Annotated in this window: 15 protein-coding genes; 5 read left to right on the top strand and 10 right to left on the bottom strand. The window is 32.1% G+C overall.

Annotated elements, in window-relative coordinates:
- Positions 1-23: 23 nt before the first annotated feature.
- Complete coding sequence (locus tag ASD98_RS23190) at positions 24-1,043, bottom strand: glycosyltransferase family 2 protein (RefSeq protein WP_056209558.1); 1,020 nt, start codon at positions 1,041-1,043, stop codon at positions 24-26.
- Between the two features lie 14 nt (positions 1,044-1,057).
- Positions 1,058-1,510 carry a type I restriction enzyme HsdR N-terminal domain-containing protein gene (locus tag ASD98_RS23185; RefSeq protein ID WP_056209555.1) on the bottom strand — a complete coding sequence of 151 codons (453 nt, stop codon included), beginning with the start codon at positions 1,508-1,510 and terminating at the stop codon, positions 1,058-1,060.
- Positions 1,511-1,606: 96 nt separating this feature from the next.
- Between ASD98_RS23185 and holA the strand changes: the two genes are divergently transcribed.
- The 3 genes from holA (at position 1,607) to ettA (ending at position 4,632) form a co-directional block, all read left to right on the top strand.
- Positions 1,607-2,611, top strand: a complete 1,005-nt coding sequence (holA, locus tag ASD98_RS23180) for a DNA polymerase III subunit delta (RefSeq protein ID WP_056209552.1) — start codon at positions 1,607-1,609, stop codon at positions 2,609-2,611.
- A 67-nt stretch (positions 2,612-2,678) separates the two neighbouring features.
- Positions 2,679-2,861, top strand: a complete 183-nt coding sequence (locus ASD98_RS23175; protein ID WP_056209547.1) for a CAL67264 family membrane protein — start codon at positions 2,679-2,681, stop codon at positions 2,859-2,861.
- Between the two features lie 79 nt (positions 2,862-2,940).
- Complete coding sequence (gene ettA / locus ASD98_RS23170; protein ID WP_035680920.1) at positions 2,941-4,632, top strand: energy-dependent translational throttle protein EttA; 1,692 nt, start codon at positions 2,941-2,943, stop codon at positions 4,630-4,632.
- A 239-nt stretch (positions 4,633-4,871) separates the two neighbouring features.
- Here ettA and ASD98_RS23165 read toward each other — a convergent pair whose 3' ends face one another.
- The 3 genes from ASD98_RS23165 to ASD98_RS23155 all read right to left on the bottom strand — a co-directional run bounded on the left by ASD98_RS23165 (position 4,872) and on the right by ASD98_RS23155 (position 8,257).
- Positions 4,872-5,312, bottom strand: coding sequence for a thiol-disulfide oxidoreductase DCC family protein (locus ASD98_RS23165; protein ID WP_056209542.1), 441 nt, complete (start codon positions 5,310-5,312; stop codon positions 4,872-4,874).
- Positions 5,313-5,419: 107 nt separating this feature from the next.
- Positions 5,420-5,725, bottom strand: a complete 306-nt coding sequence (locus tag ASD98_RS23160; RefSeq protein WP_056209537.1) for a GIY-YIG nuclease family protein — start codon at positions 5,723-5,725, stop codon at positions 5,420-5,422.
- 366 nt (positions 5,726-6,091) lie between these two features.
- Entirely contained in the window at positions 6,092-8,257 is a 2,166-nt protein-coding gene (locus ASD98_RS23155; RefSeq protein WP_056209534.1) for a DNA mismatch repair protein MutS, read from the bottom strand.
- Between the two features lie 134 nt (positions 8,258-8,391).
- Here ASD98_RS23155 and ASD98_RS23150 point away from each other — a divergent pair, with 134 nt between their 5' ends.
- Positions 8,392-9,057 (top strand): uracil-DNA glycosylase, encoded by a 666-nt coding sequence (locus ASD98_RS23150; RefSeq protein WP_056209529.1) that lies wholly within the window; start codon positions 8,392-8,394, stop codon positions 9,055-9,057.
- 104 nt (positions 9,058-9,161) lie between these two features.
- Here the strand turns inward: ASD98_RS23150 and ASD98_RS23145 are convergent, their stop codons facing one another.
- From ASD98_RS23145 to ASD98_RS23120, 5 genes are all read right to left on the bottom strand, one after another.
- Positions 9,162-9,536, bottom strand: a complete 375-nt coding sequence (locus tag ASD98_RS23145) for a DUF4258 domain-containing protein (RefSeq protein WP_056209526.1) — start codon at positions 9,534-9,536, stop codon at positions 9,162-9,164.
- A gap of 36 nt (positions 9,537-9,572) precedes the next feature.
- Positions 9,573-10,772, bottom strand: a complete 1,200-nt coding sequence (locus ASD98_RS23140) for an alanine dehydrogenase (RefSeq protein WP_056209523.1) — start codon at positions 10,770-10,772, stop codon at positions 9,573-9,575.
- A 149-nt stretch (positions 10,773-10,921) separates the two neighbouring features.
- Positions 10,922-11,692, bottom strand: a complete 771-nt coding sequence (locus ASD98_RS23130) for a DUF4262 domain-containing protein (RefSeq protein ID WP_056209517.1) — start codon at positions 11,690-11,692, stop codon at positions 10,922-10,924.
- A gap of 4 nt (positions 11,693-11,696) precedes the next feature.
- Positions 11,697-12,104, bottom strand: a complete 408-nt coding sequence (tsaE, locus tag ASD98_RS23125; protein ID WP_056209515.1) for a tRNA (adenosine(37)-N6)-threonylcarbamoyltransferase complex ATPase subunit type 1 TsaE — start codon at positions 12,102-12,104, stop codon at positions 11,697-11,699.
- 237 nt (positions 12,105-12,341) lie between these two features.
- Positions 12,342-13,895 carry a bifunctional response regulator/alkaline phosphatase family protein gene (locus ASD98_RS23120; protein ID WP_056209511.1) on the bottom strand — a complete coding sequence of 518 codons (1,554 nt, stop codon included), beginning with the start codon at positions 13,893-13,895 and terminating at the stop codon, positions 12,342-12,344.
- 222 nt (positions 13,896-14,117) lie between these two features.
- Here ASD98_RS23120 and ASD98_RS23115 point away from each other — a divergent pair, with 222 nt between their 5' ends.
- Positions 14,118-15,347 (top strand): HD domain-containing protein, encoded by a 1,230-nt coding sequence (locus ASD98_RS23115; protein WP_056209508.1) that lies wholly within the window; start codon positions 14,118-14,120, stop codon positions 15,345-15,347.
- The last annotated feature ends 18 nt before the right edge of the window (positions 15,348-15,365 follow it).

Here is a 15,365-nt window from a genome sequence, read left to right as displayed (position 1 = left end):
TTAATTAAACGTTGATTACAAATTTAGTTTTTAATATTTTGATTACTGTTAAAGATTTCTTTAAAAACCTCTAATTTCTTTATATAATAAAGGAAAACGATACTTTTTACAGTATAGTATTGCTGTATTTGAAAATCTTTTCGTTTGTTTAGATATTTTAAAGATAGGCAATAAAATGAAAAATGTGCCTTTAAAATAGCAAAAGTATGCCCAAACTTTCCTTGTGTAAGAAAACGGATACCAGCAATTCCATCTAAAACCATTCTGAAGAAAATTACAAAGAATAATCCTTTTTTTGGAAGATTTTTCACAAGCATTAATAACGAATTCCTAAAGTTTAAATACGTTTTTTTTGGATTTCCCTGTTGTAAAGTTGCTCCTCCAACATGGTAAACAATTGATTCTGAATTGTATTTTATAATGTGTCCTTCATTTGCAGCACGCCAGCATAAATCAATTTCTTCCTGATGTGCAAAAAAAAACTCATCAAAGCCTCCTAAAGCATGATACACTTCTTTTCTTATAAAGAAACAAGCACCGGATGCCCAAAAAAGCTTACAGCTGTCATCATATTGCCCGTTGTCTTTTTCTATCGTATCAAAGATTCGGCCTCGGCAAAACGGAAAACCGTATTTATCAATAAACCCGCCGGCCGCTCCGGCATATTCAAAATATTCTTTGTTTTTAAAATCAAGAATTTTAGGCTGAATAATAGCGGTTTGTTTTTCTTTTTCAAAAGTATCGATTATTGGTTTTAACCAATTTTCGGTTACTTCAATATCAGAATTAACCAAGGCATAAATTTCGGCTTCTACACTTTGAAGAGCTTCATTATAGCCTTTTGCAAAACCGTAATTTCCAGTATTTTGTATGATTTTTATTGATGGATAATTTTCTCTAACAAAATTTACAGAAGTATCTGTTGATGCATTATCAGCAACATAAATAGTGGCTTCTTCTGAATATTCTAAAACTGAGGGTAGAAATTGTTCTAACAATTTAACTCCGTTCCAATTTAAAATGACAACTGCTATTTTATCCAAAAGTATTTTTTATTTTATTTATTAATATGATAATCTGGTAAGTTTTGTAAAAACTGATATTTTTCATTTTCAAAGTCCATTTGACAATAAAAATGACTTAACCCATTTGTGACATTCAAAAACCGTGCCTTCATAGTCATGTTATAACGGGCAATTTGATCAAAAGTTGCCTGTGATATTTTTACTTCAGGCGCTTTGCACTCTACTAATATATGTATAGAACCGTCTGAATTAAAAACCACAACATCATATCTTTTTCGTAATCCATTGACAGTTAAAACTTTCTCTACATTGATAAGCGATTTTGGGTATTTTTTTTCATGAATTAAATAATGAACAACATGCTGACGAACCCATTCTTCTGGAGTAAGAATGATGAATTTTTTCCTGATTTCATCAAAAATAGACACTTTATTTTCGCTATTTTTGAATCGGAAAGTATATGTAGGGAAATTTAGTTTTAACATATAGCAAAAATATAAAATAGTTTCAGGTTTCAGGTTTAAAGTTTCAAGTTTTGGAACGTGAACCTGAAACCTGAAATTTGAAACAAAAATATTTGAATGGACGAAGTTGTAAAAATTGTCAATGATATCAAGGCAGGAGATATAAAACCTATTTATTTTTTAATGGGAGAAGAACCTTATTATATAGATAAGCTGTCTGAATACATTGAGCAAAATGTACTGGCCGAAGAAGAAAAAGGATTTAACCAAACGGTTTTATACGGAAGAGATGTTTCTATTGAAGATATAGTTTCAACAGCTAAACGCTATCCTATGATGTCTGATCGTCAGGTTGTTATTGTAAAAGAAGCGCAGGATTTATCCAGAACAATTGATAAAATTGAGTCGTATGTTGATAATCCGATGCCATCTACAGTTTTGGTTTTTTGTTACAAATATAAAACACTCGATAAACGTAAAAAAGTAACCAAACTTTTGGCACAAAAAGGTATTGTTTACGAAAGTAAAAAACTATACGAAAATCAGGTAGGAGATTGGATTAAGCGTGTTCTGGCTGGAAAAAAGTATACAATCGATCCAAAAGCAAACGCCATGCTTGTTGAGTTTTTAGGAACTGACTTGAGTAAAATTAATAATGAGTTAGAAAAGCTGCAGATCATTTTGCCACAGGGAACAATGATTACACCGCAGCATATTGAGGAGAATATTGGTTTCAGTAAAGACTATAATGTATTCGAACTTAGAAAAGCAATTGGAGAACGTAATCAATTAAAAGCTTATAAAATTGCTGAGAATTTTGCTCATAATCCTAAAGAATATCCACTTGTAATGACAACAGGATTGGTCTTTGGATTTTTTGTACAACTTTTAAAATACCATGGATTAAAAGATAAAAACCCAAAAAACGTAGCGGCAGCAATTGGGGTAAATCCTTATTTTTTAAAAGAATACGATTTGGCTGTAAAAAATTATCCAATGCGAAAAGTCAGTCAGATTGTTGGAGCTTTGCGTGATATTGATGTTAAAAGCAAGGGGGTAGGTGCCAATGCTTTACCGCAGTCAGATTTACTAAAAGAAATGCTTTATAAAATATTTAATTAAGCCGTGAAAATTCACGATATTTGCCTTTCTAAAAATTTTACTACTTAAAAATAATAATTACACAATTATGGGAATGAATAAAAATACCGTTTTAGGATGGGCTACTTTTATAATGGTACTTATGGGATTGTTGCTTATAGGTCTTGGCGCTTTTAGATATAGCGATGTTTCAGGCTGGGGATTTGCTGCGGCAGGTGTTGGTTTTTTTGCTAATGCCTGGGTTTTTAATGCTTTAAAAGGTAGAGTTTAATTCGATTCAATATCAATTGCAAAATTCAATCGCAATTACGAAGAGTAAAAAATAATTAATTAAAATAAAAATAAATAGAATGTCAGACGATAAGAAAGTAATTTTCTCAATGCAAAAATTGAGTAAAACCTATCAGGGAGCAGACAAACCAGTACTTAAAAACATTTATTTAAGTTTCTTCTACGGAGCTAAAATTGGTATTTTAGGTCTTAATGGTTCTGGAAAATCTTCACTTTTAAAAATTATTGCAGGAGTTGATAAAAATTATCAAGGTGATGTGGTTTTTCAACCAGGATATACTGTAGGTTATTTAGAGCAGGAGCCAATTCTTGATGATTCTAAAACTGTTATCGAAATTGTTCGTGAAGGAGCTGCTGAAACTATGGCTGTTCTGGAAGAATACAACCAAATTAATGATCTATTCGGTCTTGAAGAGAATTACTCAGATCCAGATAAAATGGATAAGTTGATGGATCGTCAAGCAGCTTTACAAGACAAAATTGATGCTCTTGGTGCTTGGGAAATCGATACCAAATTAGAAATTGCAATGGATGCTTTGCGCACACCGGAGGGTGACACGCCTATCAAAAACCTTTCCGGAGGAGAGCGTCGTCGTGTGGCTTTATGTCGTTTGTTGTTGCAACAGCCTGATGTATTGTTACTTGATGAGCCTACCAACCACTTAGATGCAGAGTCTGTACTTTGGTTAGAGCAGCATTTAGCACAATATGCCGGAACTGTAATTGCTGTAACGCACGATAGATATTTCCTTGATAATGTTGCGGGTTGGATTTTAGAGTTGGATAGAGGAGAAGGTATTCCATGGAAAGGAAATTATTCTTCTTGGTTAGACCAAAAATCAAGCCGTATGGCTCAGGAAGAAAAAGTAGCTTCAAAACGTAGAAAAACTTTAGAGCGTGAGTTAGAATGGGTTCGTCAAGGAGCAAAAGGTCGTCAGACAAAACAGAAAGCGCGTTTACAGAACTACGATAAATTATTAAATGAAGACCAAAAACAATTGGATGAAAACTTGGAAATCTACATTCCGAATGGTCCACGTTTAGGTACGAATGTTATTGAAGCTAAAAATGTAGCCAAAGCTTTTGGTGAAAAATTATTATATGATAATTTGAACTTTACTTTGCCACAAGCTGGTATTGTTGGAATTATTGGGCCAAACGGTGCTGGTAAATCTACCATTTTCAAAATGATTATGGGTGAACAAGCTACTGACAGCGGAGAATTTTCAGTTGGGGAAACTGTAAAAATTGCTTACGTAGATCAGTCACACTCTAACATTGATCCAAATAAATCGATTTGGGAAAATTTTGCCGACGGTCAGGAATTAGTTATGATGGGAGGAAAGCAGGTTAATTCAAGAGCTTACTTATCTCGTTTCAATTTTGGTGGTGGTGAGCAAAATAAAAAAGTATCAATGTTGTCTGGTGGAGAGCGTAACCGTTTGCACTTAGCTATGACATTGAAAGAAGAAGGGAACGTACTTTTACTGGATGAGCCAACGAATGATTTGGACGTGAATACACTTCGTGCACTTGAAGAAGGTTTGGAGAATTTTGCAGGTTGTGCTGTAATTATTTCTCACGACAGATGGTTCTTAGATAGGATTTGTACGCACATCTTAGCTTTTGAAGGTGATTCTGAAGTATATTTCTTCGAAGGAAGTTTCTCTGATTACGAAGAAAATAAAAAGAAACGTCTTGGTGGTGATTTAACTCCAAAACGTTTGAAATACAGAAAATTGATTAGATAATTTTTTAAGTAATTTTCAAATTTTTAAAATCCCAAATTCCAAACTCCAAATTGTAATAGATTTGAGTTTGGGATTTTTTATATAGGATATCGTTGCTTTTTGTCATTTCGAGGAGTAAGGAAACTTCGTGACAAAATTCCGTAAAACTTGAAAATACTTTGTAGAATTACTCGTGAAGATTTCTCGTTCCTCGAAATGACAATATTGTGCTAAGTATCGGAATTTGGAATTTTTATCTTTTAAAGAAACTTAGCTTTCAATTCCGAAGTAGGAATCATGCAGCTTTCTTTTTTGCCATACCATTTGTAGCGGTTTTTAGCAATATAATCGTAAATATAATTCCGAAGTTTTTCTGGTAAAATTTTGAAGACAGAAAGTAAACTGTAAAATCCGCCTAAATCATTTGCGATTTCTACAACAGCTGATGATTTATAATAATATGCAACACCTGGATTATACAAAATAATGCTGTCAATTTTCGTTTGATCAACACCTATATAATTGCAAATCTCTTTTCCCAAATCTGACTGCAAGGCTACAAAGCGAAAAATATCTTTTTTATCGTGTTTGATAATAAACTGAACTGCACCATTGCATAGATTGCAAACGCCATCAAAAAGGATTATTTTTTTAGGAACAGTCATTGCGAGGAACGAAGCAATCTCATTTTGGGTTTTCATATTTAGTAGTTGCGTGTTTTAGTGTGTTTGCTTCGTTCCTCGCAATGACCTTGCGTATGTGTCTTTGCGAGGAACGAAGCAATCTCACTATGTTTTTCCATTTTGTTTTATACAGTCATTATATCTTCAATTTCTTCAAACAAATCTTTCCAAGTTGGATTTATAGAACGAATCAAATCATTTTTTGCCTCTCTTGAGCCGGCTTTGATTTGTTTTTCTCGGGTTATTGCATCTTCAATCCATTGAAATTGTTCGTAATAGACTAGAATGTTTATGTTATAACGAGCTGAAAATGATTTTGGATACTTTTTATTTTTATGTTCTAAAATTCTGTTTGGAAGATTTGAAGTTACGCCTGTATAGACTACAGTTTGATATTTATTGGTTATGATATAAACAAAACCTGGTTTCATTTTTATTTTTTTTGAATTGATAAGTCATTGTGAGGGACGAAGCAAATCTTACCTTATTTTCATAAACTTTGTATTTATTTATGTTAGAGCGGTTGCTTCGTTCCTTGCAATAACAAAGCTAAAAAATAAAATAAAGTATAGGTTTTTTTATTACTATTTGTTTTTATTATTAATATTTTAAAATCTATAAATTTTATAAATCAAAAACAACTCTCATAAAATATTTTTAAGCAGTTTTTGAAATTTTTCCATCTTTGTAGTTGTCTTTTTGGAGATCATTGCTTAAATCGCTTTATTTTAATTTGATTAAAATTTTTGCATTTTCAATACTGAAAACTACCACTGTGATTGAAAACTAAAAAAAACTTATTTCTTTACAGATTCTACCAATTCCAATTCATCCAAACTTACTTTCGAAGTAAAGATGCCATAATTTACAGTTGCTTTATTTTTTTCTATAGAGTCGATACTTCCAACAGATCTTCCGTCGAGCATTCTAACTCTGTCACCAACTTTTAAAATTGGTTTTGGTTTTTCGACAACAGGTTTAAGTTTCTTTTCTTTTTTCTCCTTTCGTATTTCTTCAACTTGAACCGAAACTTCGGCAATAACTTCTTTTTTCTTTTCTATAATTGCTTTGGTTTCTTTTGGTGTTGCTTTTTTACGTTTCGAATTTTCGATTTCAACGATCTTTAAAAACTCACCAATCAATTCTTTCTTATTTTTGTTGTTGAAATATTTCTCGGAAATGTCTTCAATTTTTTGCCCAATGTAAATTGTTTTCTGGTTGCTGTCATATAACTCCTGATAGCTTTCCAGTTTTTGTTTGATTTTTACATTGATGTTTTCCATCTTTTTGCTTTCTTCACGAGCGCGAGTTTCTTCTTCTTTTAAATTTAAAGAAGTTTTTTCCAGTTTCGATCTTTCTTTTTGAAGCGTTGCAATAGTTTTATCAAAACGAACTTTTCCAACTTCGATTTTCTTTTTTGCACGATTAATCAACCCAAACGGAATACCATTTTTTTGTGCAACCTCAAATGTAAACGAACTCCCTGCTTGTCCCAAAGCCAATTTATACATTGGTTCTAAAGATTTTTCGTCAAACATCATATTGGCGTTTGTTGCAAAAGGCAATTCGTTAGCCAGAATTTTTAGGTTTGAATAATGCGTGGTGATAATCCCGAATGCTTCACGATGATAAAATTCTTCAAGGAAAATTTCAGCCAAAGCGCCACCCAATTCAGGGTCAGAACCCGTACCAAATTCATCAATTAAAAACATGGTTTTCTTGTTACATTTCTTCAAGAAATAATTCATGTTTTTTAATCGGTAACTATATGTACTTAAGTGATTTTCAATAGATTGGTTATCTCCAATATCTGTTAGAATTCTATCAAACAAAAAAGTTTCGCTTCGTTCATGAACTGGAATTAATATCCCGGACTGCAGCATTAATTGTAATAGACCAACTGTTTTTAAGGAGATTGTTTTTCCTCCGGCATTTGGGCCCGAAATTACAATAATTCGGTTTTCTTGTTTTAGTTCAATTGTCTGCGGGTGCGTAATTTCATTTTTTTGTTTGTTGTTCAAATATAAAATTGGATGATACGCTTCTCTAAAGAATAATCTTCTTTCTTCCGTAATTGTTGGTAAAATTCCGTTGATTCGGTTTGCGTATTTTGCTTTTCCGGCAACGACATCAATATCACTTAAAAAGTCTTGATATTCAATTAATAAAGGCAAATAAGGACGAATTATATTCGATAAATTCTTTAAAATTCTCGTAATTTCTTCTTTCTCTTCATATTCAAGATTGGCTAATTCTCTTGAATATTTTAAAGTTGCTTCCGGTTCGATATAAGCAATACTTCCAGTTTTGGAACTTCCTAAAATAGAGCCTTTTACTTTACGTCTGTACATAGCAAGTACGGCCAAAACACGTCGGTTTTGAACGAAACTTTCTTTAATGTCATCTAAATATCCTAAGCCATTGTATTGAGTTAAGGCCACACCAAAACTTTGGTTTACTTTACCTCGAACTAAATTCATATTCTGACGAATACTTAAAAGTGCAGGAGAAGCATTGTCTTTAATTTCTCCATATTTATCAGCAATTGCATCAATATAAGTTATGATGTCTTTTGTTAATTCTACACGAGAAGCCCTTGCATTTAAGTTTGGGTAATAATCGTCAAATTTTCTCAGGAAGTTTAACAAAAAATTCGTTGTTGAAGAAAGATTGGCAATTTTTCTAAAACTGCCTACTTCAAGAAAGCTGTCCTCGATTGCTAAAAACTTAATTTCGTGCGTTATAGCGTCAAATCCGTGATTTGGAATTGCATTATTATTTTCAAAAGACGAAACATATTCTGATGTCTGCATTAAAGCCTGCATCAATGTTTCTTTATCTCTGAACGGTGTTATTTGTAAAGCTTTTTCTTTTCCAATATCTGTATTACAGCCTGCCGAAATAGTTTCGAGCACTGTTGGAAATTGTAAATCTTGTAATGTTTTTTCGGTAATACTAATCATTTAATTTCTTTAAGAAAGTACAGGCAAAAATACAAAAATAGTATCATTGAAAACTGTAAAGTTTTAGTGTTATTTTATTGTTTGTTAAAGTATGATTTAACTTAAAAATTTCTGAAATTCGCATAAAAAAAATTATGGACGTAAAAATGCATTCTTCCTGGAAACCAGTTTTGAATGAAGAATTTGAAAAACCTTATTTTACTGAATTAATCGATTTTGTAAAATTTGAATATTCTACTAAGGTTTGTTATCCAAAAGGGAGCCAGATTTTTTCAGCTTTTGATCATTGTCATTTTGATCAGGTAAAAGTGGTTATTATTGGTCAGGATCCTTATCATGGACCTAATCAGGCAAATGGTTTATGTTTTTCTGTAAATGACGGAATTTCTTTTCCTCCATCTCTATATAATATTTTCAAAGAAATCGAAACTGATTTAGGTAAGCCAGTTCCGAAAACCGGAAATTTAGAACGCTGGGCAGATCAGGGTGTTTTTCTTTTAAATGCTACTCTAACTGTTCGCCAATCTGAAGCCGGGAGTCATCAGGGAAAAGGCTGGGAAAAATTTACTGACGCTGTTATTAAACAAATTTCTGCTGAATCAGAAAATGTCGTGTTTTTACTTTGGGGTGGTTTTGCTCAAAAGAAAGCTGCTTTAATCGACGCTTCAAAACATCATATTTTAAAATCCGGACATCCATCTCCTTTGAGTGCTAATAGAGGATTTTGGTTTGGAAATAAACATTTCAGCCAGACAAATGCTTTCCTGAAATCAAAAGAATTGAAAGAAATTGAATGGTAAAAAGTTTAATTTTTCATTTCGAGGAACAAGAAATCTGTATAAATGTCGCCAATCTTTGTCGAGTTTCTTGTATGATTTCTCGTTCCTCGAAATGACAAATACGACTATTTCTTAATAATTTCTTCTAAAACAGCTTTGTTTTCGTAATTTACTACTTTTAGAATAATCTCTTGATTTTTAACTGTTTTTCCTTCAATGATATATAATTTTCCTTTGTTGAACGGAACATTACTTTGGTCAAAGTCCACGTCCCCGTAAGTTAAAGTACTTTTAATATCAGCAGTATCAACCCATTTTTCGTTTAAAGTCTTAATTGCTTTATCTGAATATTCAAAAGGTTTTGTTCTTAGATTGTTTAAAACTCTGGCATTTGGAAAATAATTGCAACGAGTGTCTTTACCACTAAATACAAGGGCTACAAAAAAGCATCCCATAATTAATCCAATCAAATAATATGCAAAACGGTGTACGAACTTCATGAAATAAAATTTTTGCAAAGGTACATTAAAGTTCCTTTAAAATACAAGTAAATTAATATCGTTGTCTGGCAGGTCGAACCAGTCGCCAATAGCTTTATTTGTTAGAATCCCATGATATAAATAAATTCCGTTTTTAAGTCCTTTATTGCATCGAATTGCACTTTCTAAGCCACCATCTTCGGCTATCTGATGCAGGTAAGGTGTTAAGATGTTACTAATTGATAATGAGGCAGTTTTGGAATAACGAGAAGGTATATTAGGTACACAATAGTGTAAAACATTGTTTTTAATAAATGTTGGTTTTTCATGAGTTGTTACTTCAGATGTTTCAAAACAACCTCCAGTATCGATACTTACATCCACTATAACGGCACCTTTTTTCATGTGTTCAACCATAGTTTCGGTAACTATAATAGGGCATCTTTCTTTGCCGCGCATCGCACCAATTGCGACATCGCAACGTCTTAATGCCTTTAATAACGCTTTTTGCTGAATAGTAGATGTAAAAATTCTTTGACTTAAATTGTTTTGTAAACGACGTAATTTAGTAATCGAATTATCAAAAACTTTTACGTTTGCACCCAATCCAATTGCTGTTTTTGCTGCAAATTCACCAACTGTTCCGGCTCCAAGAATCACAACTTCAGTAGGAGGGACGCCCGTAATATTTCCGAATAAAAGTCCTTTTCCAAATTCATCAGTAATCATTAATTCAGCAGCAATAAGAATTGAAGCTGTTCCTGCAATTTCGCTCAAAGATTTCACGGCAGGATATGAACCATCTTCATCCTTAATATATTCAAAAGCTAAAGCTGTAATTTTTTTTTGTGCCAAAGCTTCAAAGTAAGCTTTCTTTTTGGTTTTCAATTGAATAGCCGAAATAATGGTAGTTTCCGGATTTATCATTTCAATTTCAGCTAACGTCGGCGGTTCTACTTTTAGTAGAAGCGGACAGCCGAAAACTCTTTTGGTATCTTTTGTAATTTCTGCACCAGCATCTGAGTATTCCTTATCGGTATAACTCGAACTTTCTCCTGCTCCAGATTCAATCATAACACGATGGCCTTCATAAGTAAGAGAATTTACGGCATCAGGAGTTAGACAGATACGACGTTCCTGATAGCTTGTTTCCTTAGGAATTCCTATGAAAAGTTCTCTTTTAAAACGACCAACCTCAAGTTTTTCTTCTTGCGGAAGTAATTGTTGTTTTGTAAATGGAGTTAAGGTAATTGACATGGATTGTGCAAAATATTAAGGGTACAAATTACGTAAAAAGTTTTAAAATTAGTGCAAAAATTCTGCTAATAGTAAAGTCTAATGTTAAGTTATTTTTCTATCTATTTTTTATTGTTTTTTTTAAATCTGATTACATGATAAAAATTATATTATTCTTCATCATCATATTCTAACATATCTCTAACCCATTTATCTCCAATGAATTTTCTTGCGGCTTCTTCTCCATATTCAAGGTCAAATACCTCGTTTAATGTTTTGTCTTTCAATATTAATTGTTCCAAAGCAACAATTATAATATTTTTAGTTGATATTTCATCATCTGTCAAAAACTGCCAGTCACCATCTTCTTCGTGAATAACCCTTACGATTGTCTTTCCTTGATTAAGCCACTGTTTGGTTGTAAAAGTCGCAAGATTTTTGGATTCACTAAACTTGAAATCACTATTTCTATCTAGTAGTGGCTGTTTATAAAGAAATTCTTCTTCGAAATTTTCTTCCCAAGGAAATTTATTATTTCTATCTGTCCAAACTAATTGAAGAGCTGGAATATCCTCTCTTTCATAAAAATTGATTGCTGTGCCAAAATAGTCTGAAATATTATTGGGATGAACTTTTAAAAATTCTGCTCTGCTATCTTCAAAAATATCTGAATAGTTTTTTCCTTCAATAATTGTTTCATTCTTTTTAATTATTTCGGCAACGTCATTTATAAGTGTATGTAAAAGAGAAGTAGATAGTCCAAAACAAATAATTTCAGGATGATTATATTTTTTCCAAAGTCCTATGCTATAAGCAAAAGAAGGCAGGTAATCAGTTGCTTCTATGAGTATAACTTGAAGACCATATTTTTCAATATTAATTTTGGTATCCCTGATTAATTCATCAGTATCAATACAATTATGATTTTTATCTGAGGTCATAGTATTAATTTAACTTCAGCTCTCTTTTTCCGTCTGCCAATAGCTCAATTGTAATAACTGAAGTTTCTTCCGGAAGTAGATTCGCAATCTTTTCAGACCATTCGATAAAACACCAATTTCCTGAATATAAATAATCGTCAACACCCATATCGAGTGCTTCGGTTTCTTTATTTAATCGGTAGAAATCAAAATGATAAACGGTTTGATTATTAGAGGTATAATATTCATTTACCAAAGAAAAAGTCGGACTGCTGGTAGCATCCTGAACTCCTAAACTTTTGCATAACTGCTTGATTAAAGTAGTTTTTCCAACGCCCATTTCTCCGTTAAAAAGAATGATTTTTTTAGGGTTTGAGTCTAAAATCTGCTGTGCAACTTCCTGAATTTGATCTAATGAAAAAACGATAGTCATTTTTATGTTTATTTATTTTAGTCTCAGTCGCAGTTAACAGTCTCAGACTGAAAACTTTTAACTGCGACTGTAAACTTTTTTATTCATTTCAATTATCTTCCGCGAAAGCGAAATTTTTTTTTGCCACAGATTAAAAGGATTTTAAGGATTTTTTAATCTGTGTTAATCTTTTTAATCTGTGGCAAAATCTATTTTAAATCAATTTCAAGTTCTCACTGAAAACTGAGACTGAAAACTTTATTTAGGGTTAAATACCAAGAACGGAATAATCATTTCTTCTAACGAAATTCCGCCATGTTGATATGTGTTTTTGTAATAACTTACATAATGATTATAGTTATTTACGTAAGCCAGAAAAAAATCATTTTTGGCAAAAATAAACGAACTACTCATATTTATGGCAGGTAAACCAATTGTTTTAGGTTCTTTAACTACGTAAACATCTTTTTGTTCGTATGTTAAACTGCGGCCTGTTTTGTAGCGCAAATTTAAACTTGTATTTTTATCTCCCACAACTTTCGACGGATTTTTTACATTAATTGTTCCGTGGTCTGTGGTTAAAATCAATTTGAAACCTAAAAGCTGTGCCTGCTGAATGATTTCCAGTAAAGGAGAATTTTTAAACCAGCTCAATGTAAGTGAGCGATATGCTTTATCATCTGAAGCTAATTCTTTTACTACTTCCATTTCGGTTTTAGCGTGCGAAAGCATATCAACAAAATTGTAGACAACTGTTACTAAATCATTTCCTTTTAAAGCTTTGAAATTTTCAGCCAGCTTTTTACCGCCGGTATAATTGGTGATTTTGAAATAGTCTTCTTTGATGTTTAAACCTAAACGTTTTATTTGTGCTGAAAGAAATTCGGCTTCGTAAAGGTTTTTTCCACCATCTTCTACATCATTTTTCCAATACTGCGGAAATTGTTTTTCCATGTCCAAAGGCAGTAAACCAGAGAAAATAGCATTTCTGGCATATTGTGTAGCGGTTGGAAGAATAGAAAAATACGGAACTTCTTTTTCTAATTTGTAATAATTGGAAATTACGGTTTCAAAAGATTTCCATTGATCGTAGCGAAGATTATCAATTACAACAAACAAGATTGGTTTGTCTTTCTTTTTGATTTCTGGAACTACTAATTCTTTGAACAAATTGTGAGACTGAATTGGCTTATCTGCTTTTGGGGCAAACCAGTCTTCATAATTTCTTTCGATATATTTTCCGAATTGAGAATTGGCTTCAACCTTTTGAGATTCAAGAATTTCGACCATTGCCTGATCGTTAATATTCTCTAATTTTAATTCCCAAAAAAGCAATTTTTTATACAATTCAACCCAGTCTTCATAAGAATTAACCATGGCTAATTCCATTGAAATTTTGCGAAATTCTTTCTGATAATCGAGAGTAGTTTTTTCTGAAATTAATCTTGAATCGTCCAGGTTTTTCTTTAAACTCAATAAAATCTGATTCGGATTTACCGGTTTTATCAAATAATCTGCAATTTTAGAGCCAATGGCTTCTTCCATTATATATTCTTCCTCACTTTTGGTAATCATAATCATCGGGATAGCCGATTTTTTCTCCTTCATTTCAGACAGAGTTTCAAGTCCGCTCATTCCCGGCATATTTTCATCAAGAAAAACAATATCAAAATTTTCTTCTTCAAACAAAGCAATGGCATCAAGGCCGTTGTTGCTTGTTGTAACTTCGTAATTCTTTTTTTCGAGAAATAATATATGTGGCTTTAAAAGATCGATCTCGTCATCGACCCAAAGTATTTTGATCTTATCCATAAACAATTTTTAATTTTAATGCAATTTAGAAGTATAGAACTTAAAAAGTATTAAAAATAGTATAAAATTAGGGGTGATAAATTGAAATTTATTTTGAATTATTTTTTACGTCTTTTTAATATTTAAGAAAATACTTATGGTAAATATCTGTTTTTTAAGTTAAAAACTCAAATGAATTTATACTTATTTACTTATATTTGTTGACCAAAAAATAACCAAAGAGTGACTCAAATTAACAAGTTAAAAATATTCAATGACCCAATATACGGGTTTATAACAATACCGAACGAACTAATCTACGACCTGATTCAACACCCTTATTTTCAGCGTTTGCGCCGTATTTCGCAAATGGGATTATCGTATTTAGTTTATCCGGGAGCAAATCATACCCGTTTTCATCATGCTTTGGGCTGTATGCATTTAATGCAGAAGGCTGTCGAAAGTCTTCGTTTTAAAGGTGTTGCTATTTCAAATGAAGAAGAATGTGCTTTATTAATTGCTATCTTACTGCATGATATTGGGCACGGGCCGTTTTCTCATGCTATGGAAAAAAGCATTGTAGAAGATGTAAATCACGAAGCTATTTCATTATTGTTTATGAACAGGCTTAATGATGAATTTGATGGAAGATTAAGCCTGGCAATTCAGGTGTTTAAAGGTGAATATCATAGAAAATTCATGCTGCAATTGATTTCAAGTCAATTAGATATGGATAGAATGGATTATCTTAAAAGAGATAGTTTTTATACAGGGGTTGCAGAAGGAAATGTGAATTCAGAACGTTTAATTCAAATGATGAATGTTGTTGACAATGTTCTGGTGATTGAGGAAAAAGGTATTTATTCTGTAGAGAAATTTCTGCTTTCGAGAAGATTAATGTACTGGCAGGCTTATTTGCATAAAACAAGTTTGGTTGCTGAGTTAATTTTAATGAAAGTGTTGAAACGAGCTAAAGAACTTACTTTAAAAGGAGTTAAACTTCCTTGTAGTGAACCGCTTTTGTATTTTATGCAAAACAAAATTAGTCTTGAAGATTTTGATGCCGAAAAACTGGATTTATTTTCTCAGTTAGATGATTTTGATATCATCAGTGCCTTAAAAGCATGGCAGAGACATCCTGATTTTATACTTTCTACTTTAAGTAAAATGATCATTAACAGAGATTTATTAAAGATTAAACTTAGTGCAGAAAAAATTCCGATGGAAGAATCCCAATCTTTAAAAGAAGAATTTGCAGAAGCACATAATATTTCGGCATTAGATGCCGGTTATTTTATTTTTAGAGGTAAAATTAAGAATCAGGCTTATAGTAAAGCTGCCGAACCAATACGAATTTTGAAAAAAGATAAGACAATTGAAGATGTCGTTGAAGCTTCTGATCAGTTGAATCTGAAATCATTATCTAAATTGGTGACAAAATATTATATCTGTTTTCCAAAACAACTTATCTAAAATTAACATTTAAAATCT

This window comes from Flavobacterium sp. Root186 (genome assembly GCF_001428525.1).
Classification (GTDB): domain Bacteria; phylum Bacteroidota; class Bacteroidia; order Flavobacteriales; family Flavobacteriaceae; genus Flavobacterium.
The sequence above is the reverse complement of the archived record's forward strand: the minus strand, read 5'-3'. Positions and strand labels throughout refer to the sequence as shown.

Bases quoted from the DNA above. Each gene is read 5' to 3' on its own strand.
- ASD98_RS23185 (WP_056209555.1), bottom strand. From the start codon at position 1,510: ATGTTAAAACTAAATTTCCCTACATATACTTTCCGATTCAAAAATAGC.
- holA (WP_056209552.1), top strand. From the start codon at position 1,607: ATGGACGAAGTTGTAAAAATTGTCAATGATATCAAGGCAGGAGATATA.
- ASD98_RS23175 (WP_056209547.1), top strand. From the start codon at position 2,679: ATGGGAATGAATAAAAATACCGTTTTAGGATGGGCTACTTTTATAATG.
- ettA (WP_035680920.1), top strand. From the start codon at position 2,941: ATGTCAGACGATAAGAAAGTAATTTTCTCAATGCAAAAATTGAGTAAA.
- ASD98_RS23165 (WP_056209542.1), bottom strand. From the start codon at position 5,312: ATGAAAACCCAAAATGAGATTGCTTCGTTCCTCGCAATGACTGTTCCT.
- ASD98_RS23160 (WP_056209537.1), bottom strand. From the start codon at position 5,725: ATGAAACCAGGTTTTGTTTATATCATAACCAATAAATATCAAACTGTA.
- ASD98_RS23155 (WP_056209534.1), bottom strand. From the start codon at position 8,257: ATGATTAGTATTACCGAAAAAACATTACAAGATTTACAATTTCCAACA.
- ASD98_RS23150 (WP_056209529.1), top strand. From the start codon at position 8,392: ATGGACGTAAAAATGCATTCTTCCTGGAAACCAGTTTTGAATGAAGAA.
- ASD98_RS23145 (WP_056209526.1), bottom strand. From the start codon at position 9,536: ATGAAGTTCGTACACCGTTTTGCATATTATTTGATTGGATTAATTATG.
- ASD98_RS23140 (WP_056209523.1), bottom strand. From the start codon at position 10,772: ATGTCAATTACCTTAACTCCATTTACAAAACAACAATTACTTCCGCAA.
- ASD98_RS23130 (WP_056209517.1), bottom strand. From the start codon at position 11,692: ATGACCTCAGATAAAAATCATAATTGTATTGATACTGATGAATTAATC.
- tsaE (WP_056209515.1), bottom strand. From the start codon at position 12,104: ATGACTATCGTTTTTTCATTAGATCAAATTCAGGAAGTTGCACAGCAG.
- ASD98_RS23120 (WP_056209511.1), bottom strand. From the start codon at position 13,895: ATGGATAAGATCAAAATACTTTGGGTCGATGACGAGATCGATCTTTTA.